Below are 24184 nucleotides of genomic sequence, written 5' to 3'. Positions count from 1 at the left end.
CCTTGCAATGATCCAAAGTGACAGATTCATGATCCTGAACAACAGGCCAGCAGATCAATCGATCGGCATGCCGGATGATGCGGCTTGCGGATCGGATAACCGGATGATGCATTCCGCAGTAACCAATCCCGCCAGCACGAAGGAGGCGGCAACGAACTCCAGGTAAGCAAGCGCAAGCTTTCCAATTACCATCCCTCCAATAGCAGCTGATGCGGACACGCCGAGATAAATGGCGGTGGTATTCAAGCCGAGTACCACCGCTGCACTTTTAGGTGCGGCATTGACCAAGCGATGCTGTAAGGGAATCAGCGTACCCCAGCCGCAAACGCCCCAGATGACGAGCGCAAGTATGGCGGTGGCGAGATATTGGCTGCTCCAGGGAAGCAGAGCGAAGTCGGTGATCAGCAGTAACAGACCGATGTTGATGATCGTGCGTCCCCCCAGTCGGTCGGTGAGGCTTCCCGAGGCGAGATTTCCCACGGTAGCAGCAAGTCCCCAGATGGCCAGGAGTATCGCCAGGAGCTTCGCATTACCATGCGTAGCTTGCTGGAAAATGATGCTCGAGTAGCTGTGAATCGTGAAGGCGCCGACCATGATCAGCATTGTGGTTAGCAATGTTCCGAGAATGCGCACGTCGGCTATGGGGGCGAGGCGATCACGTATGCGAATGCTCGCTTGCTTCGGAATTTCCGGTAGGCACGTTGCAATACCGAGCATCGCCAGAAGACCCAGCGCGGAGACAAACCACATGGTCAATCGCCATGCTGTACCGCCGCTACCAATCAGTGTTCCCAGCGGAGCGCCCACGGCGGTCGCACCACTGAGCCCAGCCATGACCATGGCCAGACCTCGTCCCCATTGCTCGCGAGGAACCAGGGCTGTCACTGAGGCACCCGCCAGAGGCATGAAGACAGCGGAGCCCAGCCCGGAAAGTACGCGGCCGGCAAGCGCGAATGGCAGGGTCGGAGCAACAGCAGCCGCCAGGTGGCCGAGAGTGAAGAGCAAAAGACCGCTCAGCATGACCTGGTTGCGTGGCAGGTTGCCAGTCAGCGTGGCCGCGAAGGGTGTCAGTAAGGCGTAGGTCAGCGCGAAGGCTGTGATCATACGTGCAGCGGCCCCCACCTCTACATCGAGCGAAGACGCCATGCCTGGCAGGATACCGGCCATGACGAAGCTACCGGTACCAATAGCGAACATGCCCAGGGTAAGGGCCAGTAACTGAGTCATCTGCGTCCTATTTTTCGTGCGACAGTTATCGAAGGCTGGGAGGGAAGAGGGCCGGGCAGCCAATGCTTGCCACCCGGCAGGTGCTCAGTCGGCGTAAGTCGGGTAGTCCGTGTAACCAGCCTCGGCCCCGCCATACATGGTCTCAGGGTCCAGCGGGTTCCACGGCCAGCCGTGGGCGATACGCGCCGGCAGATCGGGATTGGCAATGAAGGGGCGCCCGAAGGCGATGAGGTCGCCGAGATTCGCCTCCAGAATGTTCGCGCCACGTGTCGCGGTATAGCGACCGGCGTAAATGATGCAACCGCTGAAGGCGTTTCTAACGTCTCGGCGAAAGTCTTCAGGCAGATCCGGAGCGTTGTCCCAATCGGCCTCGGCGATCGAAAGGTAGGCGATGCCCGCGGCCTCCAGCATATTGATGGCCTCGATATAGGTGGTGTGCGGGTCCTCCTCGACAAGCCCTAGGTAGACACGCGCTTCATCGGTACTGGCGAACAGCGGCGCAAAGCGGACACCAAGTCTGTCGGGGCCTACCACACCGACCACGGCCTGGACGATCTCGCGCAGGAAACGCAGTCGATTCTGAAGCGAACCACCATATTCGTCGTCGCGTTGGTTGGTTTGTGCAGAAATGAACTGATTGACCAGATACCCGTTGGCGCAATGAATTTCCACACCGTCGAAACCTGCATCCAAGGCATTCCGGGCTGCTTGGGCGTAGAGTTGTACTAGCTCCTTCACTTCTTTCGTGCTCAAGGCGCGCGGTATTGAAGGAGTAGCCAAGGTGCCTGTGCCAGGGCCCGTCTCGATGAACACGCTGACTTGATTCGCAGGAATGGCCGAGGGAGCGACAGGAGCGTCGCCATTGGGTTGCAATGAAGTATGTGACACCCGGCCGACATGCCAGAGCTGAGCGAAGATGATGCCTCCCTCCGCGTGCACGGCATTTGTGACCTTACGCCAACCATCGATCTGCTCGGGGGTATGGATGCCTGGTGTCCAGGCGTACCCTTGGCCCCGCGGCTCGATTTGGGCCCCCTCACTGATCAGAAGGCCGGCACTGGCGCGTTGCCGATAATAGGACGCCATCAGTTCGTTGGGCACATTTCCGGGCTGGCTGCTGCGTTGGCGGGTCAGCGGAGGTAAGGTGATGCGATTGCTTAGGGTATAACGCCCGAGTTTCACGGGTTGAAAGAAGCTCTGGGTACTCATGTCTATGGTCTCGAAGTGCAAGTGCGTCCGGTATTGGCAATAGGGACCCGCCTCCCGCCAAAACGGCAGGAGGTCAGGAGGTAGTCGGGATTAAAAGGGCGCGTCGATATCGACGACGTCGATCAGCTTATGGTTGACGAATTCCTTGATGCCCAGGCCAATGAGCTCGCGCCCGTAGCCAGAGCGCTTGATGCCACCAAAGGGCAGATCGGCTTTTGAGGTGCTGGGATGGTTAACGAACACCATGCCAGTGGAGATGCGCTTGGCCACCTCGGCACCGTGCTTGGCATCGGCGGTGAACACCGAGCCGCCCAGACCAAACGGCGAATCGTTGGCGATACGCACGGCGTCCTGCTCGTCCTTGGCGCGGAAGATCATCGAGACGGGACCGAAGAACTCCCAGTAATAGGCCGGATTTTCAGGGGTTACGTTGGTCAGGATAGTTGGCTGAACGAAGGCGCCCTGACTCGGCACCTTGGGCCCAACTTCGATGGCTGTTGCACCGTCCTCGACGGCGTCGCGGATCTTCTGCCGAAGATCGTCAGCCGCGGCCTGCGAGGACAGCGGTGCCAGCGTGGTGTCCGGGGCAAAGGGATCTCCGGCCTTGAGCTGGGCTACCCCGTCCGTGTAGAGACGCAGAAACTCGTCATAGACCTCGTCCACCACAATCATGCGCTTTGAGGAAATGCAAACCTGCCCCGCATTCCAGTGACGTCCGAGCACAGCCCATCTCACCGTCTTTTCCAACTCCGCGTCGCGCAGCACTATGAAGGCGTCCGCACCACCCAATTCCAAGGTCGACTTTTTCAGTGCCTTGCCAGCCTGCGCGGCAATGATTGCACCGGCCCCTTCGGAACCGGTCAGAGCCACACCATGGACGCGGTCGTCATTGAGGATGGTCTCGATCTGTCGACGCGTGGCGTACAAGTTGCGAAATGCGCCCGAGGGCAATCCGGCGTCGTGGAGCAACTTCTCAAAGGCTGCGGCGCATTGGGGTACGTTTGATGCGTGCTTGAGCAACAAGGTGTTGCCGGCGGCTAATTGCGGCGCGAGGATGCGCGCGATCTGATAGTAAGGAAAGTTCCACGGCTCGATGGCAAGGATGATACCCAGGGGCTCGTGAACAAGCGTTGCATCTCCCTCCGAGGGATCCGCCACTGGGAGTTTTTCGGGAGCCAGCAGTGCTTCTGCATGTTTGGCGTAGTACTCCAGGATGCGCGCCGAGATCTCGACCTCCCCGAGAGCTTCTGCAGTGATCTTGCCCATCTCCAAGGTCAGCAGATGAGCATAGTCGTCGGCCTGACTGCGAAGCAGGTCGGCGGCCCGCTGAAGAATGTCGCCGCGCTCAGTGAAGGAGCGCTCTTTCCAGTCGAGGAACGCGTTGTGGGCATCGTCCAACGCCTGCTCGACTTGAGCGTCAGTAGCCTCGGGGAAGGTCTTGAGCAATTCCCCGGTATAAGGGTTGATAGTGGCGTAGGCCATGTGTTTCACCTTCTTGTGGAATGAAATTTTCTACCGTGCGAGAGGTCCAGCCAGGAGTTGAAAATCAGCTCATTCAACTGGTGTGTAGCGTTCCAGCCAGTGGGCATACGGAGCCGGCAGCACCCATGTTGGGCGCTCAAGACCTAGGGCGCGGGCAGCCACATATGGCCAATGCGGATCAGCGAGGTGGGCGCGGCCGACCATGACCAGGTCCACCTGTCCATCGCGTACTACGCGGTCGGCCAGGGCGGGGGAGTCGATACCCCAAGCTGTTGCAACGGGAATATCAGCCTCACGACGAATCCGTTCGGCGATTGGCGCAAGGAATGCGGGAGCCCAAGGAATGTCTGCGTCCGGGATGTTGAATCCCATGCTCACATCGATCAGATCGGCGCCTGCATGCTTGAGGCCTCGAATCAGGGCAATGGCTTCGAGCAAGGTCTGCTCGTCCTGCCCGTCGTACTCGATAACGCCGAGCCGTACCGTCAGTGGAAGATTGTCTGGCCAGACTTCGCGTACCGCGGACAGCGTTTCGATTAGGAATCGACCGCGGTTCTCTGCAGAACCACCGTAGATATCGGTGCGCCGGTTGGCGTGTGCCGAGAGGAAACTCTGGCCCAGGTAGCCGTGCGCGAAATGCAGCTCTAGCCATTCAAAGCCCACTGACAAGGCCCTGCGTGCTGCCATAACGAAGTCTTCACGCACTCGCGCAATGTCGTCCAAACTCATCGCCTTTGGGACCTTCGGCAAATGAGCGCCAAAAGCGACGGCCGATGGTGCGATGGTTTGCCAGCCTCGAGGGTCGTCGTCGGCGATATGGTCATCGCCCTCCCATGGGCGATTGGCGCTGGCCTTGCGACCTGCATGAGCGAGCTGAATGCCTGCCACGGAGCCGGCAGCTTTGATCGCCTGAACAACAGGAACGAATGCTGCAGCTTGTTCGTCGCTCCACAACCCCGCGCAGCCGGGCGTGATGCGCCCTTCGGGGGAAACAGCGGTCGCTTCCACTATCACCAGCCCTGCGCCACCACGGGCTATACCCGCGTAGTGGGCATAGTGCCACTCGTTGACCAGCCCTTCGTTGGCGAGGTACTGACACATGGGCGGTACGGCAATCCGGTTGCGTAGAAGAGTGCCTTTGAGCTCGAATGGTTCGAAAAGCGCAGACATCTTGGTTCTCCGATTGAATTCAGGGAAAAGCTCACCCACATCGCCTGGCTGGAGCCTTGCAATGGAGCGTCGGTAACGCTTGGCCGATATGTGGAAGTCAGCCGGGAGTCAGTTCAGAGAGCAGGGTCGTCCAACTGCAGCCCGTAGAGCATGTAGGGCTTCACTCGCTCGTCCTTGCCATCGTGAAATAGCGCCTGTCGGTGCAATTGGTTGGCGGTGAAGTAGAGCCAACCACCGTGCAGAGCGAGGGTGTCTGGCCACTGGATCCGCGGATCTCGAGCGAGTGTCGTCCAATGCCCTGCGGCATCACGGCGGCGAATGGAACCTTGCTCGTAATCGGTGGCGTAGATGCGACCCAATGAGTCGGCCTCTATGCCGTCGGAGGCACCTTTCTCCCCAAGATCTTGTACGGCGGTCGCGATCTCGCCGTCCGCGAGGCTTCGATCACGCAGCAATTTGGTAGGGACCGAGAATAAGTGTCGGCTTGAAAGGGGCGAGTAGTACAACGTTGCACCATCCTTCGACAGGGCTATCCCGTCGGCCCCCACGGCGAATCGGGAGGGCGTCTTACCCGGCAACCTGAGCATTAGCGCCTGCCCTTCCAGTTGCGGCACAAAGTCAGGATCCGGCTGGACCGATACATGGCCACTCAACCGGCGCCATGCATCGCCGCTGGCCAGATCCACCACTATCAGAGCCGCTGGGCCCCGGCTTGCGGAGTCGGTGATATAGGCATAGCCGGCAGAACCAACATGGAAGTCAAAGCGCACATCGTTGAGGTAGGTTGTAGGCAGCACTGCGGATGCGGGAAGCACCAGTCGGCGCACGACCTTGTTGGTCTTCAGGTCTACCTGGACCAGTTTGGCGCCACCGGGGATGGGCTGTCCGAGGCCGGGCGCCGCCGTATCTAGAATCCAGAGGCTGCCCCGTTGATCGGCAACCACGCTTTGCACGCTGATGAGACCTTGCCCTGGATTCGCCAAGTCTTGCTGATTGATTGTCAAGTCGGGATAGGGAACAACGTTTTGTCCTCGAATCTCTCCGACGGTGTAGGGCACTTCATCGCCCCAACGCGGAAAATTGACAAAAAACCGACCATCCTCGCTGACCGTTATGCCTGTTGGCATCGCTCCTTTGAAGGCGAAAATTGGCCGAATGCTATTGCTGACTTGAGCCTTGGCAGGAGCGATGTCGCTCGCAGACTGTGATGCTTGGGCCTCTACCGCCGCAGCGAAGAGCAGCGACACCACGACAAAGCGAAGTCTTCGGGAACCAGTGCCCCGATTCTGGGCTGCCGAACTTGGCATGGGATACCTCTCCATATCAGCGCAAGGCGAAACCCAGCGCGTTCAAAGCATCACGCAAGCGGTGTCGGCCGCTCAGTGAATCCGGTCCTTGTACTTGCTCCACAGCCTGGCTCGACCAGGAACGATCATCGCGTTGTTGACGCCGCTGGAAGTCACTCATCTTCAGGTCGTAGGCAGCAACGGCTTCCGCCTCGGCGGCGGCGTCATAGCGCTCGCGGTGAAGCACTACGGATTGCGCCAGGCGCGGCTTGATCTCGGCGGGCTGTTCCGGATGGGGATAGCCGACACACATGCCGAACACTGCAAAGGTGCCACTCGGCAAGTTCAATTCTTCAGCCACTGCTTCCGGGTGATTACGCATGCCGCCGATGTAGACGATTCCCAGTCCTTGGGCTTCGAAAGCGAGCGCGGCGTTCTGAGCGGCCAGCGCCGCATCCACGACACCGACTGTGTAACTTTCCAGGTAATCGGTACCCGCTGTTGGCGCGCGCAGGGCTTGGCCTAACCGGCGTAGACGCGACAAGTCCACTAGCCAGACCAGGAGCAGGGGAGCTTGCTCAACATGGCGCTGGTTTCCGGACAGCCGGGCGAGTCTCGCCAGACGCTCGCGATCTCGCACAGCGAGCACGCTCCACGCTTGCAGGTTCGAGGAGGTCGAGGCTGACTGGGCTGCGGCGATTGCCCAATTCAATGTTTGCTCATCAACAGCCACATCGCTGTAGGCACGTACCGAGCGATGCCGAAGAATCTGCCCGATCAACATGTCGGGCATGGGTAGGGCGGCTGGCTCGCCATAACGGGCTTGCCAGGCATCAAGAACTTCGTGTTGAAGGTTCATGGTGTAATTCCCGGGGGAGGGTGCCTGCACAAGTCGTGATCAACAACGCTGATCGCGACTTGTGCGGGCTGGTCAGGCTGGTGAAATGTCAGTGCCTTCGATTAGGAAGACGCGGTACTCCGCCCCCTTGAGGCGATGCTGCAATGCCGCCTGATAGGCTGAGCTGGTGTACCAGGATCGAGCGGCTGCCATATCCGGGAAGCGTAGGATGACTGCCCCCTCGATTGGCGCACCTTCCAACACTTCCAACTGACCGTAGAAGGCCAGACGGGTGACGTCATGGCCTTCTCGTGCGGCCGGAGCCTCCTGCGCATAACATTGCAGTTCGGCAGCGTCAGTCGTGCGCTCGCGGGTGAAGACCACAAAGGCGGACATCCGGGCCTCCTTAGCTCAGGATCTGCAGCAGCGCGCGAGCTGTCGCTTCGGAGGAAGCCGGGTTCTGACCGGTGACGAGCAGCCCATCGACTTCCACGTGGGAGTTCCAGTCGGCAGCCTTGGTATAGCGCCCACCGTTCGCCTTGAGCATGTCCTCTACCAGGAACGGCACGACCTGGGTCAGGCCTACGGCGTCTTCCTCGCTGTTGCTGAATCCGGTGACCGCTTTACCGAACACGAGTGGCTTGCCATCACCTCCCTTGACGTGACGAAGCACAGCCGGAGCATGGCAGACAGCGCCAACGGGCTTACCGGACTGGATCGCCCTCTCGATCAGGGCAATCGAGGAGGGATCCTCGGCCAGATCCCACAGCGGGCCATGCCCCCCCGGGTAAAAGATTGCATCGAACCCGCCGACGCTGACGTCGCTCAGCTTCTGCGTATTGGCCAGTGCCTGGGTGGCAATCGGATCAGCCTCGAAACGGCGAGTAGCCTCGGTCTGAAAATCGGGAACATTGCTTTTCGGGTCCAGCGGCGGTTGGCCGCCTTTGGGAGATGCCAGGGTCAGTTCTGCACCGGCATCAATGAAGGCGTAGTAAGGCGCTGCCAGCTCTTCGAGCCAGAAGCCGGTCGGCTCACCGGTGTTGCCCAGCTTGTCGTGAGAGGTTAGGACGACGAGGATCTTCATGAGGATTTACCTATTGGTACGGGGGAAAGGGTTGTTCCTGGAGGCCCGATCGATGGCCTGTCACAGTGTCAAAGGCTTGCTTCCAGGACGCGCCGACTCACTTCGAGCGTGACGTCTCCTGATTCACCGAGCTTGGTCAGTCGGTGGGTTTCGAGTTGACTCATCAGAACATCAATGTCTTTGACGCCCAGTTGGTAGTCCGCCAGATGCGTCGGTAGCCCAAGGCTCTCGAAGAACGTACGAGTTCGCTCAATAGCGGCATCGATACGCTGTTCTTCATCCCCTTCAGTGATCTGCCAGACACGCGCGGCGTATTGCAGCAATTTGTGGCGCTTGGCTTGGCGCCGAACCTGAAGGTTGGCAGGAAGCACAATGGCAAGAGTGCGCGCATGATCGATGCCGTGAAGTGCAGTGAGCTCATGCCCGATCATGTGGGTGGACCAGTCCTGCGGAACGCCAGCTCCAATCAATCCGTTCAATGCCAAGGTGGCGGACCACACGAGATTGGCGCGACTGTCGTAATCGATGGACTCTTCCAGAACTTGCGGAGCGATTTCGATCAGCGTCTGCAGCAAGCCCTCGGCGAATCGGTCCTGAACCCGGGCGTCGACGGTGTAGGTCAGGTACTGTTCCATCACATGGGTGAAGGCATCTGCCACTCCGTTTGCCAGCTGGCGAACAGGGAGCGTGTAGGTTTTGCTCGGATCAAGAATCGAAAAGCGCGGGAATACATGCCGACTGCGGAACGGTAGCTTGGTCTGGGTTTCCCGGCGGGTAACCACTGCACTCTGGTTCATTTCCGAGCCGGTTGCCGGGAGAGTCAGCACAGAGCCAAATGGCAATGCTCGCCGTATATTTGCCCCCCGTGTCTCCAGAATGTCCCAGGCATCACCGTCGTAGCCAACAGCCGCGGCAACGAACTTGGTGCCATCGATGACCGAGCCCCCACCGACAGCCAAGAGAAAATCCAAGCGGTGGCTGCGAACCAGCTCCACAGCTTGCATAAGCGTTTCATAGCTGGGGTTTGGCTCTATACCGCCGAACTCATGCACTTCCCGGGAGCCTAGCGCCTCGCGGGCCTCACCGAGCGTGCCGTTCACACGGGCGCTCTGGCCGCCGTAGAGCAGCAGAACACGCGCCTCGGAGGGAACCAGTTCATCCAGGCGGGGGATAGTCTCGTTGCCGAAGACAATTCGTGTAGGGTTGTAAAATTCAAAATTGAGCATTGTGCTTACTCCATTTAAGTAGACCGGTCGTCTAATATCTGGGTAAATTTTTTACGTCGATAGGCTCACTAACTGGATGCCGGACTGAGCAACAGAAGGGTGGTTTCGAATGCAGCCTCTAACGGCACCCGATCGCGGGTGATCTTGGCGTGCAGACTGGCTCCGAGCCAAAGCTGGTACAGCATGGCTGCCAAACCACGAGCATCGGTAGTATCCGGCAGAGAACCTTCGATGACGGCTTCCTTTACGGCAATGGCTAGGCGATTAATAACGCGTTCAGTGCCATCCCGGAGCACCACGCGCATCGGTTCCGACAAGTCACTGACTTCGGCTGCCAGCTTGACCGCCAGGCATTTCCCCTTTGGATCGCAGGTTGCCTGGGTTTCCAGCCAGTTTGCCCAGTAGCTCAGCAGTTGCTGCGCGGCGGATGAGCTAGTGCAGCTCAATAGAGTTTCCAATTGCGCCATGTAGTCGCCGAAATAGCTCTTCAACAGCGCCTCACCGAAGGCCTCCTTCGAAGCAAAGTAGTGATAGAACGATCCTTTGGGCACATTCGCCGCTTGAAGGATTTCATTCAGACCAACAGCAGTGAATCCACGACCAGCGATGATGATCTGGGCCGTGTCCAAGATGTGTTGGCGGATATCGGTGGAGGTCTGCGTGTTCATGGGGCGCACGTTAACAACAATTAGACCAGTCGTCTACTTTTGTTTTGATCAATTGACCTACGGCTAACTGTAGACAGCGGTGTTCTTCGCCCGCGGCGGTGGCGGGAATAAGGATCAATGGTGCGAACTGCAGGCTGAGGGCTGCAGCCTGGTGGCCTGAAACGCCCGTACCCAGATGACCCCGGGTAAAAGTCCCACAAAGATGTTCGGAGGCGGCTGTGACAAGCTATGTTTCGGGCAACCACTCTATACCAGCGCCTATCACGCACTCACAAGGATGTGCCACAGCATGAGCCAGTACTTCGATCACGTTACACAGCAGTTGCACAGCAAAATTAGGCAGGCAAAGGTTTACATCACCAAGCACAACCCCACGACGGGGGGGCTGGCGGAAGCCGTGCTGCGCCAGTTCCTTCAAGAGCATCTGCCAAGGGGGGTTAGCGTAGAGCAGGGCTTCATAACCAATCCGGAGGGGGGACTTTCAAAACAGTGCGATATATTGATTTACGACTCGCAGCGGTACGCCCCTTTCTACCGGGCAGGTGAAATGGTAGTGATTCCTTCTAAGGCTGTGATCGCTCTAATTGAGGTCAAAACCTCGATCAATAAGGGCGGCTTTCGCGATGTGATCAAGTACTTCCAATCTTTTGAGGCTGTTGGAGGGAAGTTTCGTACATATCTGTTCATGTTCAATGCTCCGCGGTTGCAGACTATAGCCTCTTGGTTTCACTCGTACCCGCATTCAGGGCACCATAAAGAATTCGACTACGACACGTTTGAGGTCTTACCTGATGAAATCACTGGTCTCGACTCCTCATACCATCTAAAAAAGGGCCATGTGTTCCATCCAAGAGATGGAATTGGGTATTTGTCTTATTTTTACCAAGATCAGGAAGGTACTGCGATCAGTGCTTTGGAGTTGTTCTTTCTCTCTGTCTATGGGGTCGTTGAGGGGCACATCCAGGCCCACACTCCAGTACGCCTGGAATCTCGGGCGGAATTTCACAAAAACAGGGCCTCGCATAGCATTGCTGCCATCGACCTTTTCCCAATGTGAGTGAAGTGTGGAGTTGGGGGCTATCGCCAGTGTTAGAGATTCACCCCATGGGAGGTGTGCCCCCAATATTTTGAAAGGCATTTGGCTGCCCCCTATTACATCCCGGTTGGAAGCGAAGTTCTAGACAAAGCGGTCGTAGTTCTACGCCGCATACCAGTGGCTTTTAAGCTGCCGAGCACCAGGTATTTCCGTGGTGTGCGGTCATAGGCAGTGACGCCCGACGCCGTAGGTTTGGCTTGGCGGCAGGGCGTGTAGGCTCAACTGGGATGACGTCAAGTAATTCGACGGGATCTCGAATCGGCGACTGGTCGCTTCGGGTCGGAAGCGGGCGTATCTAATCTCAGGCGGCAGGGTCGGAGTAGTGTTCAAGCGCGGCATCACACTCACCGTGCTGAGAGGGGGGCCGGCCTCACTCCTTGTCATCCTGCACCGTGTCAAAGTATGCGGGCGTGCCTTCGAGGTGATAAGGGTGAAAAATCTTTGAATCGATTAGAATTTTGTGTCGTGGGCGGTCGCTTGGAATCTCTCGCTGAATTTTTTGCCTGGGCTTAAGTGTATAAATTAAGTTCACTAGCTATTTTCTATGGAGACAATAAATAATTTAGTTGTATGCTGTGATTCTGGATAACCTATTCTTTAAGAGGAATGACAAATGTCCAAGCTTGCTGAATTTCGTGCCGCTGAAAGGGCGCTAGCAGAACAACTGGCTTATCTCGAGTCGCTAAAGAATGACCGCACACTCAAAAAAGAAATCGAATTTGAAGAGAAGCTGAAGGGGCTGATGAGCCAGTATGGCAAGTCGCTGCGTGACGTGATCACCATCCTCGATCCGGACCCTGTGCGTGATGCAATTCGTCGTGGTCCACGTGGCGCACAGTCGACTCGTCGTGCGCGTGTGATCAAGGTCTACAAAAACCCACACACTGGCGAGGTTGTTGAGACTAAGGGTGGTAATCACAGGGTGCTCAAGGCTTGGAAGGCCGAGTACGGTAACGAGACCGTAGAGTCCTGGCTCAGCGCTTGAGGTGAAGCGCTTGATGTATTGCGTCGCTTGATTCGAGCGACGCAGCATTGGTTCGTTGTATGCCGCTGGGAAGAGGAGTAAGCAAAACGTTAGGAGCTCACTGTAGTCACGGCTCTGTAGCATTCAGCACATCATTCACCTAGCAGCAACGTGGAGATCACCACGAAGCCGACAGCGCGAGCGCGCAGATAAGTTTGTTGATGCGACCCGTCTTTGTTCGGCCTCAGGGCGTTTGAGTTACTATGCCCACAAATCAGTAGCGTACTGGTTACTTTAGACTGACACAGTGTTTCCTTCGTCCATGGCTAGGTTCTTTCCAACCTTCGATGATGCGGAGTTCCGCAGCAAAGGCGAGTTCACCCTCTTTCAAGAGCTAGCGGCACTCGACGATGGGTTCGTCGTCATCCACTCGTTGCCTTGGCTGCGAGGCAGGACGAAGCGGGTGTATTCGCAGGAGCTGCAGGAGTACTTGCGGGTCTCCTTGGACAAGAAGCATTTGTCCGGCGAGGTGGACTTCGTGATTCTGCATCCCGAGCTGGGCATGCTTTGCATCGAGACGAAGTCTGGGCTGTACAAGCCTTCGGGTGTTCGATTCATTCACGAGCGTGATGGATACGAAATCGACCCCCTGAATCAGGTCAAGGACAACACCTTTGTCCTCAGCGAGATGCTGCAGTCTTGGCAGCTGAAGTGCCCAGTCGGCTATGCGGTTCACTTTCCTGACTTCGATCTTGAGAGGTCGCAGATCGCCAGCGCATATTTGCCGCTCGGCCGGCCGCTTCCCGACGGCATTTTGATCCTGCAGAAGCATCGGCGGGACATGCCCTCGCGCATCGCGCAGCTGATGGCACACTGGAAGGCTGCATTGAATTACGGCAACGAAGCCAACTTCAGTGGTGAAATCAATCAGTTCCTCGATGCCGTCTGGCCAAAAGAAATGCGGGACGGGCATCTCGGTCGTAAGATCGTTGCGGACGGCGAGTTGTGGCTTCGATTAGACGACAAGCAAGCGAGTCAGGTGGCCCAGTGTCTCAATTCTGATCTGCGGCTGATGGCGGGATTCTCAGGCAGCGGCAAGACACTCATTGCACGCTCCCTTGCCGAGCAGTTTGTGGCCCAGGGCCTCAAGGTGCTCTTCCTTCTAAAGAACCGCCTGATAACGCAGAAGGTGGCAACTCAATTGAGCCATCTTGGCCGGACTGTCATGGTTCAGACCTTCCATTCCTACTGTGATTCTCTGGGGGCGCGGAACAGAGATAACAGCTTTGGCGAGCCCAACTATGATGAGCATCACCTGGCCTTGCACGGGACGGTAGACCAGCAGTACGCGGTACTGATAGTCGATGAGGCTCAGGCGCTCAACGAGGCTGATCACTTGGCGTTGCACGCTCATTTCGCCAACGCACGCAAGTTCGTCTTTGCCGATGAGCTTCAGGTGCTGCCTGGGATCGAGAAGGGCAGTTCCTATCGATTCTTGGAGGACGCTTACGGCGAGCGATTCTTTTATCTTGCGACTGTCTACCGGAACCCCGGAGGCATCACTCGAACAATGATGGAGATGCGACCGCCACGACATGAGGTGATCTGCCCTCGCCCGACCTCCGAGGAGGACTTGTCTAGAAGCATCAGCAAGGATGTCTCCAAAAGCATCCAGACGATGGTGGCGGAGCTTTCCAAGGCTGGTGTATTGATGCAGGACATGATCGTGCTCAGTCAGTTCACTCTGTCGACTGAGGGGATCGAAGTTTCGCGCTCCACGATTTCGGCGTATCGCGGCATGGAGAAGCCAATCGTCATCGTGGTGGCGGGCTTCGACATGGACGACACCACATTGGCTTGCGCTCTCGGGCGGGCTACCACGCGTGCCTACATCATCGTGCCCGTTGACCTGCTCGTGGGGCTGATTGGTGTGAAGTCGGATTTCCTGCGCAAGAGGTTGGAGAAGATCGATCGTGCATCTGTGCTTGATCACGATGCCCGTGATCCGGCTCCGCGATTCATCGCCAACAGAGTGGAGAAGTACGCAGGCGTGGCCGCAAGACATGAGATCTTCGGCGAAGGGTTCTTCTACGCAAGGCGATGGAGGCGATGGGTCTATGAAGGCAGCGCCAGGTGGAGCAACCGCGGAGTTCAGTTTTGGGGGTGGTGGCTTTCGCTATCGACAAATCTCCCTATTTCTGGGATTGACCCCGTACGTAATGAGCTGACCGACTGTGTTCTCCGCTTCTGCGCCGAATGCAACACCATCACACCGCATAGCGTGTTTCACGATTGCCTGACATGCCAGGCTTTACCATTGGACGAGAGCGTAGTCTCTGAGATCGTCCAGCAGGCAGCCGAAATGAGTATCACACAACCAAGGGCGCGGGGGCGGGGGCAATCGTTAATTCGTGCGGCGGGGCTGGTCGGAGATTTCCGATTTCCGCGCTCTATCGACTCTGTGTCGGGGGTGACCGAAGTACCTGTTCTATTCCTCGCCACCACGATCGTCGAGTTTCAGATGCGTCACGCGGCTACAGTGGCCACCAAATCCCAAGTGGTGCAGTGGCTGCGAGATGTGTTGGTGCCCGGTGACTTGGATTACTCCATCGAGAGCCTTGCGGGCCGTACGATCAGTAGCCTCTGCGCGCAGAAAATCTTGGTGAAGATCGGCACCGGCCGATACCGACTAATGGATCCTTAATAGACTGCGAAGAGCTGAGGCTTCGTGAGCTGGCCTGCCGGATCAGAGCAAGGTCTCAGTCTTCGACAGGACTGCATTGCTCAACAGTAGCTGCCAGATTTCCTTGACCGGGGCGATAAAGCTCGCGCTTAGCTAGACCGGTGTGGGAGCCGGCATGGCCGCAGAACCCAAGCACCTCTGGGCCCAGGGCATACTGCTCTGAGGGCACGCCAGTGCGTTGCAGCGTGGTCACCATACTCCGCAAGTTGAGCGTCCTCCTTCTCGCACGATTGCCGACGTCGATCGATAGCGCTGTGATCACCGTTGCTGGACGCGGTGACAATCTCCTGTGGTGATCAGTGTGGGAAACGAAGTGCCAACAAGCAGCCGATGGTTGGGGCGTTCTTCGGAGATGGCTGACTGTCGATCAACAAAAAAATAGGCGCAGCAGGAGCCCGACTGGGCTCCTGCATATGACAATTTAACGCTGGGTGGAATGCGCCCGCCGAGACGCCAGCTGAAATACAGCGAGGGTCAGTACGATGATCAGCATCAGTGGCCAAAAGCGCACGGCCAGAATTAGCACGGCCACGACGGCTGCCGTCCCGGCGAAGATGCTGACCAACACAAACAGCAGGGCCAGAAAACGCAGTAGATCCATAGTGAACCTCCAGTGTGGAAGCGGCTTAGGAGGATTGCTGCTGGTTCGCCTGGATGCGCTGATAGACCTCATCGCGGTGCACTGTGACGTGAGGCGGTGCGGATATTCCGACGCGCACCTGGTTCCCTTTGACACGAAGAATGACGATCTCGATGTCATTGCCAATGCGGATAGTTTTTCCGACGCTGCGGGTAAGGCTGAGCATGGTTCGTACTCCTGAGGGTGTAGGTCAGCCCCAAGCGGAGCTCGGTAGCTGTGTTCGTTACTCTGTGAGTTACTGATTGCGCGCTGCGGCGCGATCGCGCAGCAACGCCGAGAGCGTTGGGCGATTGGTGGGATTGGCAGGAGCGTCTGTTGTAATCGGTGATGGGGTGGTGCTTGGCTGCTTAGGAAAGAGTTCTTCTACGATGGCTTCGCCTTCCTCTTCGCTGTCCTCGAAAGCCCCATTGGCAAGGCCCGAATACGCCGCGGCGTCCAGGGCGTTCTGATTAAAGCCTGCTGCCTGCCGTGCCTCATCGACTTCTCGAGCATGTTGTAACGCTTCTTCCACCGACATACCGTTACGCACGGTTATATCGACGTAGAAGATTGGCAGTCCATGGCTCTGCCGTGTCGATTTCCCACGCAGACGTAACTCCAATGGAAGGCAAGCCAAACGATCGCCGGAAATCGCCTGGAGATATTGCAGTCGGGCAGCCAAGGTACGAATGCTGTTGAAGCCCGTTGTGCGAAACACGAAGCTGCCCAGCGCATCCTCATCATCGATGGCAACGTTGAGTCGTCCGTAGGGCTTGCAGGCGCCTCCCTTTGCTAGAGGGCAACCGTCAGGCGAAGGGCAGGGAAGTGACTCGATTCCGTCATTGCCACGGCGCTTGCAAGTTTCGCCATTTCCGACACAGATCGGCCGGCCAGTCTGGCGGTCGAACAAGCAGTACTCAGCGCGAAAGTTTAGATCCGGAGCATTGAACAGCAGCCGAATCGGAATCCTGCGAATCTTGCCGCCTTGGGCTTTGCGTAGATCTTCGTCGAGAGGGTGTACCAGCCAGTGATCTCGCAACTGAACCTGCGTGGTGATGGTGAATTGGTCGTCCTTCTCCGGCAGGCGCTTGCCGTTCTTCTCGACGACCTTGCCGATGGAAATCCGCCCGAGCACTGGCGGGGTGATAGCCAAGCCTTTGAGCATTGGTGGTTCTCCAGTGGATGAATAAAAAAGACCACCCAGGCGTGCAATTGCGCCGGGATGGCCAATGGGGAAACGCATTCAGAGGATCAGGAAGCGGCGGCTGCCGGTTTTTGTGGTGGGGTAACGGGCGAGCAGATAAGGCTTCTCTTTAATGAGCTGGGTGACGTCGAGCGTTACGCTGTCTTTGGATTTGCGCCAGGAGACCATTCCATTGGCGAACACAGCTCGACTGGCATCTCCCATAGCCTGTTGCAGTTGCTGCTTTAGCTCCGTCTCGCGCTTGCTTTGCCGGTCGAGATTGGCGCGCACAGATTTCAATTCGTCGAACGCAGCCGATAGAGCGACGTCCCCAGAGAAATCCAGTGTGCGTCCTTGGTCGAGGGGGTAAAGACAACGCAGGGCGCGTTCTGCCGATTCCGATCCATCTGCGGGTGGTGGAGTGTCGCGCTGTACGTAGCCCCAGAACTCCTTCTCCAATTCGATCAGCCAATGGATGAGCTCGTCATCGCGCTCGATGCGGTGGATCTCTAGCTGCTGACCTCCGAGCAGCACGGCCACATCGGCAGCCTGCTTTCCAGTGACCGCCAGTTGGTGCATTACCTGCAACTGTACGTAGACCGGTACGCCTTCTTTCCACAGGCGTGCTCCGTTAATGCCAGCGGTTTTGCACTCAAGGATTTGCACATCCTCAGCGCCGATGACTTCGCGATCGATGTTGGCCAACATCCATTCGAGCTTGGTGTCGGGATGCTGCAGCACAGCGTTGATACGACGCACGCGGTTTCCGGTGCGCTGGGTGTAGTGTCGAGCGACGATCGACTCGAGAATGTTGCCCCAGTAAGTCGGGCTTTCCTCGTCGTTCACATCGCACTTGGGCAAAGCAGAGTCGCGACCGGTTTTCTCTAGCCACAATTCTAGCTGCGACTTGTAGGGGTTAAGACCGACGGCAGCTGCTGCATCGGAGCTGCCAATGCCCCGCTTACGAACAGCAAGCCAGTCATCGCGAGAGAGATCCTTGGTGCCAACTAAACGCAGGGCGGGGCGGTTGTGTTCTGAGTTGGGGGTGAAATAGGCATGAGCCATAGAGGTCTCCGGGCATAAAAAAGCCCAGCAGGTCTTCACCGGCTGGGCGTCCAAGGGATTTGAGGCTGGTGCGTGAGGGCTTAGCCCTGATGAGCACCGATGCTGATGAAGAAGCAAACGATCCAGGTGATGAAATAGGCGAGGTTCTGGTTCAGCAGCTTGGATCGCTGATACAGATAGACCGGGACCACAAATACCCAGCCCTTGAAGCGACTGACATCGTGACCGGCTTGCTTGAGGTGCTTGGAGTCGAGCACCGACAAGCCAATGTTCAATGCCAGGGTGACGTACCAATAGCGGTTCTCTGACATGGCGCGCTCCCATTGAGCTTCATTTGCACCGAACAGGCCTGCGACGAAGGATTCCAGCAAGTAGCCAATGATCGGAGCGAAGGCCAACAGCCAAACGATCTTGTTGTTCACACCGGAGCCGGTAAGTGGTGGCGGGCCGAACTCCTCCAAGTGCTGGCGCAGTTCGGTTTGCTCGACCTTGACCCAAGTGGGCATGCCCTTCTTCCAGACCATCGAGCCATAGGTCAGTGTTCCATTGCTAATCAGGTCGATGATCTGTTGCTGATCGAAGCCGCCTTTGCGTTCTCCGTTTTGCTCGTAGTGCCATTGATTGCCGGCCGGATCGATGTCGTTGGATTGGGCGTTATCGAAACTGATGCTCATGACATTTCCTTAGGGTGAGCGAGTTCGCTGCAGAAGCTGACTTCCACAGTGCTTTGGGGGGGAAAGTGGTTATTTCTTAGGAAGCATGTCGGCATTCACACCGATCTGATTGCCGCTCTTGTCGTAGCACATGGGGATGGAGTCACAGTTGCCCCCTTTGGCCACCACGTCCGCTTCATTGACAACCGGGATGCCGGCCTCTGCCAGGTTGTTCAACTTTACGGTGAGGAGCCCGAAGTCAGTTTCAATGGTGCAGTACTCGCTGTCGTTTACAGGGCACACCACATGAAATTTCTCGCTGGGGGTACGGTTCCCCGCGGGAAAGGCATAGTGGCGCTTGCCATTGAATGCGGGGCCCGTGCCGTTGGCATAGGAAACGGGGTTCCCAGCCGTATCGGTTCCCATGTACCAACCCGAGGCGACTATGTAGTTCCCTTTCGGAGCGCTGCCATAGAACTCCTTCCCGAGGGCGCAGATTCCATCCTGGCCACACGTGACTGGCTTGTAGCCATACGTATTTCTCACTTCCCCATTTGGCATAACGAGTCGCACCTCTCGCGGTGCATCGATCGGTAGACACATGCTGACCAGCTCATCGCTGGAAAGGAACACTGTTCCCATTGGCGTGTTTCTGAGATCCCGCGGTTTGGAGCAAGGCATGACGTCGTCAGCCGCTTGAGTGGCCATTGCTGCGGTAGCCAAGAGCATGGCTACGAGTGCTGCGATTTTCATGGATTCCCTCTCTGAATTTTTCCTACTGGATAGATCGGTAATGGGGGAACCCTTGTCGCCAGGTTCCCATTTCCTCTCGTCGAAATCGTCGGCTCTCGGTCACGTGGCCAAGAGCCGCGATCTGTTGTTCTGCGAAGCTGCAGTCGCGCTCGTGATGCTTATCGAGGATGACCAGGCTCCGTTTGTTGAAAATCAACCTGAAAAGTAGATATTCAAATTTCTATGTACTTAATGTCAACCAGGCGATGGCCAACCATTCGAGTTGAATGGAGGGTTGTATGCTCAGTGACGATGTGAAACGACTGGCGCTACTGACAGGTCAAGCGATTGCCAAGCAGCGCAAGCGAGCCGGAATGACTCAGGAAGAGGTGGCCGAGCTGTTGGGGCTTGGCAATGAAGCGGTATCTCGGATTGAGCGAGGGCTCGTTAAACCGAATATTGAGCGGTTGATTGAGCTATCTACGATTTTTGGGTGCGACCTTGTTGAGTTGTTGACCGAGTCAAGCCCGCGTGCAGTGGATCAAGCCAATCGCATTCATGACCTCTTAGAGCCGCTTGCCGTTGAGGACAGGGAATTATTGGTCGAAACGCTTGAGCGCTTTGCTGACCGATTGAAACCTCCGAAGAAAAAGCGCTGATCCCTGTACAGGAATCAGCGCTATGGTCTGCCGCGTTCGCGTACTCAGGCTGCCAGCCCCAGCGCGGCATCCAACGCCTTCTGCTTGATCACAGCTCCCTGACCAAACCAGGCCGAGTCCATCCGGTACTCCGTGCTGCGTGCGCGACGCTCGTGATCGACGTACTCAGTAACTGCATTTAGCAGCCCCCAAGCGGTGCCGTTGGCTGCTTCGAGTCGCGAGCCACGTCCTCGACCTTCATACAAGCTCTGCACTTTGCGCATGGCGCGCTCGTTGACCAGCTTGTCTGGCATATTTCCGTTGAAGGGCGTGTCGCACATCACTTCCATGAAGTACTTCAGCGCCTCGTTTGGCCGTACCTTACGGTCTGCCAAGATGCGCATGCGGTACATGAACTCGTCCCATTGCGAGACGGCGATGCCCAGTTGCTTCTTCACAGCTTGGGCGTCGAAGCGAGTGCTGTGCGGGACTTTGATAGCCCGGGTAGCGCCATCGACAGCGATGGTGAGGGTGTTATTGCAAACGACCCTTACGGTTGTCGGGGTGGCAGTTGTGGCCAGAGTCCCGTCGCAGGAGGTGGCCAACAGCAGATACCCATTGACCAGGTCATTGCCCTTTAGCGAGGTGTTTTGCCCGGTGCGAGCGAGTGCCCAAAACTTGCGGCCGCCTTTGAGCACCCCGGCGGTTTCCAGCTCGTAGCCGGAGACCTGGGTGAGGTCTCGGTAGAACTCGAGCACTTCCCGCGGTTGCACCACTTGGTAGCGCTGAGATACCACGGAGAGTGGAGCTTTCGTATCGGAGCGGTAGAGTACCTTCTGTTCGGGGAAGGAGTGAATGCTGCCGAGGTGGCCAGCGGCGTCTGATTTGAAGTGAACGGGGCTTTCCTGGATTTGCCAATCCATGCCGGCCTCACGCTGCCAGACTTCCAGCGGTTGCCGTTTGGAGAGTTGGCTACCCAGACCATGCCAAGGAGCTGCGCCGACATAAGCCATGCTTTCTACAAGATGAGCCATGATGATTTTCCTTTTGGGCAATAGCCGGCATAAAGCGCTGCGTCAGACGCAGCACCGGCGGGTGGTTACGAGGGATAGGAAAGGTGGAGTCCGATCAGATCGGCAGGTTGAAGCGGGTGCCGCAGGCTAGGCAGATGTTGTTGGCTAGAGCAGAGCGGTCGAGTTGCTTTCCAACTTGGGCCCCGAGTGTGCAGCCACTGATGGCGCCTGCCAGGCCTCCGAGGATCGCCCCAGAAATTGATCCGAGAGAGAGGCTAAGCGGGCTTAGGTTAGGGCTAGCTAAGCTGGCCCGACTTGCTGCTAACGCAGCCGAGGCGCCACGAGCTGCACCACAGAGAGTGCCAGCGATGATGCCGAACTTCATCGCGGGATTCGCAGACGCGATCCTGAGCGATCGGCAGCGAGGGCAATTCAATGACATGGGCGGAATATCTCCTGGTGGTGTGTCATTGCAGTGATGTAGGACTGAGTTTTTTTTGAGTGAGATTTTCCCGATACTGCTTCGATGATGCTGCGGCGATCTGTGCTGCAGGCTTTCGTCAAGCCAAGAAGGAATATGGGAGTGCTGCGGGTGAGTGAGAAGGGAGATCGATGCCTGCAGCATTACTTGCTGACGTACAACAAGGCCCTAGCGATCGGTAGCAGAAGCCGCGCGCTCGATGAGTGCCTACATCACTTCCTAGATCAGCGACCTTCCGGTAAGCACACTTCGGCTCATGACCGAGCTTTGGGCTTGGCTTCATCTCCGTTCTGGTTGGACCTGCAGGCCGTCCAGGGCTCCGAGCTGGCCAGCTTGGCATTAAGCCGAGTGCTCCATTTCGACGATGCAATCAGGCTCGACCTACTGGTGCATCTGGCTACCCAAAATCCTGAGACGCTCAGGTGGGCGATTCGCTATTCGAAGCTTTTTGAACGTGCCGATTCGCCGCTTTGGATTGGACTGCGATCAGCACTGGATGATGAGGAGTGGCGAACCTTCTTCGGAGTCTGCGACCGCTTGCTCGAGCAGCTTGAGCCATTCGATGCACTGATCCTCCACGCCGAGAGTCAGCTTGAGCATTTGTCTCTACTTGAGCTGCTTTCTTACCTCAGCGTGCTTGCCTATCAGTCGTTCACGGGGGACGCCGAGGACGACCCTTCCGGCGAGCAATGGGAGGTCTACAACCGCATCATTCTGCGGAAGCTCCAAACCTGCAAAGAGGAGGATTTCCGCCTGAGCGAGTTGCGGTTGGGGGATTCCCTGAAACAGCATCTCGCGCCAATTCTCTTTACCGGTCCGCAGCCAGCAGCCTCGGCGGAGTGTCGTGCGAATCTTGAATCGCTGGCTGTACTGGTCGCCGCCACACACGAGCGAGTCGACTACGATGGCTCGATCAATTGGTTTTGCTTCGACCCTGAGTGCCGGTACCAGTTAGCGCCTGGCGAACCTGTTCTCTACAACGCCACGGAAGAGGGAGTTGAGCGGTGGCGGCGAACTGAGCGTAAGCATGACCTGCTGTGGCACTACTGGATGAAGCGCGCTGTGCAGGAGCTCATCGACTCCGGTATGGCAGGGGAGGTGATCGGCTCCGCTGAGAATCACGAGCTGAACCAACTTGCCTATATCAAGGCACGTCGCAGCAAGTTACAGCTGCAGCAGATTTACGGTGTGGGAGAGCAGCTATCGCTGGGTGATGGCTCACGTGTCCAGCTTCAGCACGTGCTCTTGGCAAGCGAGCTAACCTCCGTTTTCTTCCAGCAGGCATTCATCCATCCATTCCAGGATCACTTCCGTGAATCGGGCGTTGTCGCCCATGCACTCGGTCGATTGGCCCTAGCGGGTATGGCGGTGGGAGAGAATCGATTTCCAATGACCTGGTCGGAGGATGAGGAGAAGACCCAGAGGATCAAGGGATGGACTGTCTGTGAGGAGCATCCCAAGGGCAGCATCGAGTCGGCCAGATCGATTCTGAAGTTCTGGACCAGCGACCTTAAGTCCTTGTCACAGCAATTGAAGGCGCAGCCTCGAATGCCTGTGCCCAGGCTCTATGAGCGGCCCTTCTACAAAATTGGGCGCTATAGCTTTCAGTTTCCCTGGATTGTCGCGCATCAAAACAACCTGACCGCGACCCTCAACAATTTGAGGAGAGTGGGTGCTCGCAGAGCCGGCATGCAGGTAGAGACTAAGCAGGTAGAAGTTCAGTTGGCCGAGGGCTTGAGGTGTCGTGGCTTCGCCGTAGAGGTTGGCTATCTACCGCTGGCAACAGAAGACGATGATGCCGGTGAGGTAGACCTAATCTGCTACCGAGATGGCGTCCTGCTGATCTTGGAGGTCAAGTCCGGGTATATCCGCTCAACCACTCATGAGGTCTGGCTCCATCGGACGAACACTTTACGTAAGGCCGCTTGGCAGCTACGACGTAAACGCGCTGCAGTTGTCGATGCTCTAGTGAGAGACCAAGACCTCCGATCAAGGCTGGGCTATTGCGGTCGGGAGCCACAAGAGTGCATGCATGCCTGGATAGTCGACACGTCCATTGAACTAGACGGGCAGGCAGTTGATGGATTCAGGATTGTGTCTCGTGAGGGGCTTGAGGTCATCCTCAGGGACGAGAAGCACCTGCTGCATTCAGCAGAGCGTGCAGTCACTGAAGACACAGAGGTGCTGTTCCCTGACGGTTTTTCGGCAGGCCGCTTCGTCGAGCTTGTCGAATCAGGAGAACCTTGGTGGGATCGCTGTTAGCGAGGGCTATCCGCTCAAGAGCGCTTAGCACCCGAGAAGGACGATTTTTTCGATGCTATTGCTGGGCTTTTTCGCTTCGTCGCGGGACAACGATGGGCCCCAAATGAGGCCCATTGCCTGTAAGGAATCTACTTCAGATTTTTTATGTAGTAGCGGCCAGATCTGAGTCGTCCGCTAACTCGATCTTCAAGTAGGTATTCTTGATCTCTGTACAGTGGCAGCGCTGAGATGGTTATGAATTCGCCGTTTTTTGTTCTAGGTTCTTCTTCAGTTAGAATTGACTCTTTGAAGTTGTAGTGTCCCCCATCTTTAACTATGTGGCCAAGGTCCTTTAGTAGCTCTATAGCTGCCGCCAGCCGTTCAGCGTTGGCTCGGCCACGAAGCCTATATGGGCCACGTTGTTTTATTTGGGTGAGAGTGACTTGTGTCTTGAATTGAATCGCCCCGGCTTTCCTAGACACTTTCCAAGCTCTGGAAATAGCGTTTCTCAAACTCCACTGGCGATAGCTGCATAGCGCTGCTGTGCCGGCGTTTGGGGTTATAAA

At 57.0% G+C, this 24184-nt stretch carries 24 protein-coding genes; 5 read left to right on the top strand and 19 right to left on the bottom strand.

Features of this window, described 5'->3' with window-relative positions; genetic code table 11:
• Window positions 1–54 precede the first annotated feature (54 nt).
• From ACNFIA_RS30095 to ACNFIA_RS30050, 10 genes are all read right to left on the bottom strand, one after another.
• A complete protein-coding gene (locus ACNFIA_RS30095) occupies window positions 55–1227 on the bottom strand; it encodes an MFS transporter (RefSeq protein WP_416790738.1) in 1173 nt (390 codons plus the stop codon).
• Between the two features lie 84 nt (window positions 1228–1311).
• Complete coding sequence (locus ACNFIA_RS30090) at window positions 1312–2436, bottom strand: alkene reductase (RefSeq protein ID WP_416790793.1); 1125 nt, start codon at window positions 2434–2436, stop codon at window positions 1312–1314.
• A 90-nt stretch (window positions 2437–2526) separates the two neighbouring features.
• Window positions 2527–3918 carry an NAD-dependent succinate-semialdehyde dehydrogenase gene (locus ACNFIA_RS30085; RefSeq protein WP_416790735.1) on the bottom strand — a complete coding sequence of 464 codons (1392 nt, stop codon included), beginning with the start codon at window positions 3916–3918 and terminating at the stop codon, window positions 2527–2529.
• A 69-nt stretch (window positions 3919–3987) separates the two neighbouring features.
• Window positions 3988–5088, bottom strand: a complete 1101-nt coding sequence (locus tag ACNFIA_RS30080) for an NADH:flavin oxidoreductase/NADH oxidase (RefSeq protein ID WP_416790734.1) — start codon at window positions 5086–5088, stop codon at window positions 3988–3990.
• A 113-nt stretch (window positions 5089–5201) separates the two neighbouring features.
• Window positions 5202–6395 carry an L-dopachrome tautomerase-related protein gene (locus ACNFIA_RS30075; RefSeq protein ID WP_416790732.1) on the bottom strand — a complete coding sequence of 398 codons (1194 nt, stop codon included), beginning with the start codon at window positions 6393–6395 and terminating at the stop codon, window positions 5202–5204.
• A gap of 16 nt (window positions 6396–6411) precedes the next feature.
• Window positions 6412–7233 (bottom strand): NADPH-dependent oxidoreductase, encoded by an 822-nt coding sequence (locus ACNFIA_RS30070; protein WP_416790731.1) that lies wholly within the window; start codon window positions 7231–7233, stop codon window positions 6412–6414.
• Window positions 7234–7305: 72 nt separating this feature from the next.
• The gene (locus ACNFIA_RS30065; RefSeq protein ID WP_124082547.1) at window positions 7306–7608 is read right to left on the bottom strand and encodes a DUF1330 domain-containing protein; all 303 of its coding nucleotides are present in this window, start codon (window positions 7606–7608) and stop codon (window positions 7306–7308) included.
• Between the two features lie 10 nt (window positions 7609–7618).
• Window positions 7619–8296 carry a type 1 glutamine amidotransferase domain-containing protein gene (locus ACNFIA_RS30060; RefSeq protein WP_416790729.1) on the bottom strand — a complete coding sequence of 226 codons (678 nt, stop codon included), beginning with the start codon at window positions 8294–8296 and terminating at the stop codon, window positions 7619–7621.
• A gap of 68 nt (window positions 8297–8364) precedes the next feature.
• On the bottom strand, window positions 8365–9522 hold the full coding sequence (locus ACNFIA_RS30055; RefSeq protein WP_416790727.1) for an iron-containing alcohol dehydrogenase: 1158 nt from the start codon (window positions 9520–9522) through the stop codon (window positions 8365–8367).
• A gap of 68 nt (window positions 9523–9590) precedes the next feature.
• Window positions 9591–10190: a TetR/AcrR family transcriptional regulator gene (locus tag ACNFIA_RS30050; protein ID WP_416790724.1), complete on the bottom strand. Its 600-nt coding sequence runs from the start codon at window positions 10188–10190 to the stop codon at window positions 9591–9593.
• Between the two features lie 289 nt (window positions 10191–10479).
• On the opposite strand from ACNFIA_RS30050, the gene ACNFIA_RS30045 reads away from it, so the two are divergent.
• The 3 genes from ACNFIA_RS30045 (at window position 10480) to ACNFIA_RS30035 (ending at window position 14954) form a co-directional block, all read left to right on the top strand.
• The gene (locus ACNFIA_RS30045; RefSeq protein WP_416790723.1) at window positions 10480–11247 is read left to right on the top strand and encodes a DUF6602 domain-containing protein; all 768 of its coding nucleotides are present in this window, start codon (window positions 10480–10482) and stop codon (window positions 11245–11247) included.
• 652 nt (window positions 11248–11899) lie between these two features.
• Entirely contained in the window at window positions 11900–12271 is a 372-nt protein-coding gene (locus ACNFIA_RS30040; protein WP_170859682.1) for a histone-like nucleoid-structuring protein, MvaT/MvaU family, read from the top strand.
• Between the two features lie 301 nt (window positions 12272–12572).
• Window positions 12573–14954 (top strand): AAA family ATPase, encoded by a 2382-nt coding sequence (locus tag ACNFIA_RS30035; RefSeq protein WP_416790721.1) that lies wholly within the window; start codon window positions 12573–12575, stop codon window positions 14952–14954.
• Between the two features lie 460 nt (window positions 14955–15414).
• On the opposite strand, the gene ACNFIA_RS30030 is transcribed toward ACNFIA_RS30035, so the two are convergent.
• The 6 genes from ACNFIA_RS30030 to ACNFIA_RS30005 form a co-directional block, all read right to left on the bottom strand.
• Window positions 15415–15594, bottom strand: a complete 180-nt coding sequence (locus ACNFIA_RS30030; protein ID WP_416790720.1) for a hypothetical protein — start codon at window positions 15592–15594, stop codon at window positions 15415–15417.
• A 25-nt stretch (window positions 15595–15619) separates the two neighbouring features.
• Window positions 15620–15799 (bottom strand): carbon storage regulator CsrA, encoded by a 180-nt coding sequence (gene csrA / locus ACNFIA_RS30025; protein WP_170859679.1) that lies wholly within the window; start codon window positions 15797–15799, stop codon window positions 15620–15622.
• A 69-nt stretch (window positions 15800–15868) separates the two neighbouring features.
• Window positions 15869–16777: a hydrolase or metal-binding protein gene (locus ACNFIA_RS30020; RefSeq protein WP_416790792.1), complete on the bottom strand. Its 909-nt coding sequence runs from the start codon at window positions 16775–16777 to the stop codon at window positions 15869–15871.
• 78 nt (window positions 16778–16855) lie between these two features.
• The gene (locus ACNFIA_RS30015) at window positions 16856–17860 is read right to left on the bottom strand and encodes a YqaJ viral recombinase family protein (RefSeq protein ID WP_416790718.1); all 1005 of its coding nucleotides are present in this window, start codon (window positions 17858–17860) and stop codon (window positions 16856–16858) included.
• 80 nt (window positions 17861–17940) lie between these two features.
• Entirely contained in the window at window positions 17941–18534 is a 594-nt protein-coding gene (locus ACNFIA_RS30010; protein WP_416790717.1) for a DUF4339 domain-containing protein, read from the bottom strand.
• Window positions 18535–18603: 69 nt separating this feature from the next.
• Window positions 18604–19266 carry a hypothetical protein gene (locus ACNFIA_RS30005; RefSeq protein WP_416790715.1) on the bottom strand — a complete coding sequence of 221 codons (663 nt, stop codon included), beginning with the start codon at window positions 19264–19266 and terminating at the stop codon, window positions 18604–18606.
• A gap of 278 nt (window positions 19267–19544) precedes the next feature.
• On the opposite strand from ACNFIA_RS30005, the gene ACNFIA_RS30000 reads away from it, so the two are divergent.
• Window positions 19545–19904, top strand: a complete 360-nt coding sequence (locus tag ACNFIA_RS30000; RefSeq protein WP_416790714.1) for a helix-turn-helix domain-containing protein — start codon at window positions 19545–19547, stop codon at window positions 19902–19904.
• A 44-nt stretch (window positions 19905–19948) separates the two neighbouring features.
• Here ACNFIA_RS30000 and ACNFIA_RS29995 read toward each other — a convergent pair whose 3' ends face one another.
• Window positions 19949–20917 (bottom strand): DUF932 domain-containing protein, encoded by a 969-nt coding sequence (locus tag ACNFIA_RS29995; protein WP_170859673.1) that lies wholly within the window; start codon window positions 20915–20917, stop codon window positions 19949–19951.
• 94 nt (window positions 20918–21011) lie between these two features.
• Window positions 21012–21281 (bottom strand): hypothetical protein, encoded by a 270-nt coding sequence (locus ACNFIA_RS29990; protein WP_240967342.1) that lies wholly within the window; start codon window positions 21279–21281, stop codon window positions 21012–21014.
• Window positions 21282–21422: 141 nt separating this feature from the next.
• Here ACNFIA_RS29990 and ACNFIA_RS29985 point away from each other — a divergent pair, with 141 nt between their 5' ends.
• Window positions 21423–23639 carry an NERD domain-containing protein gene (locus ACNFIA_RS29985; RefSeq protein WP_416790712.1) on the top strand — a complete coding sequence of 739 codons (2217 nt, stop codon included), beginning with the start codon at window positions 21423–21425 and terminating at the stop codon, window positions 23637–23639.
• Window positions 23640–23767: 128 nt separating this feature from the next.
• On the opposite strand, the gene ACNFIA_RS29980 is transcribed toward ACNFIA_RS29985, so the two are convergent.
• Window positions 23768–24184, bottom strand: a 417-nt coding sequence (locus tag ACNFIA_RS29980; protein WP_416790797.1) for a hypothetical protein, incomplete at its 5' end; no start/stop codon positions are given.

Source organism: Pseudomonas sp. NY15437 (genome assembly GCF_048068435.1).
GTDB classification, from domain to species: domain Bacteria; phylum Pseudomonadota; class Gammaproteobacteria; order Pseudomonadales; family Pseudomonadaceae; genus Pseudomonas; species Pseudomonas nitroreducens_B.
This window is presented reverse-complemented; position numbering and strand designations above follow the sequence as displayed.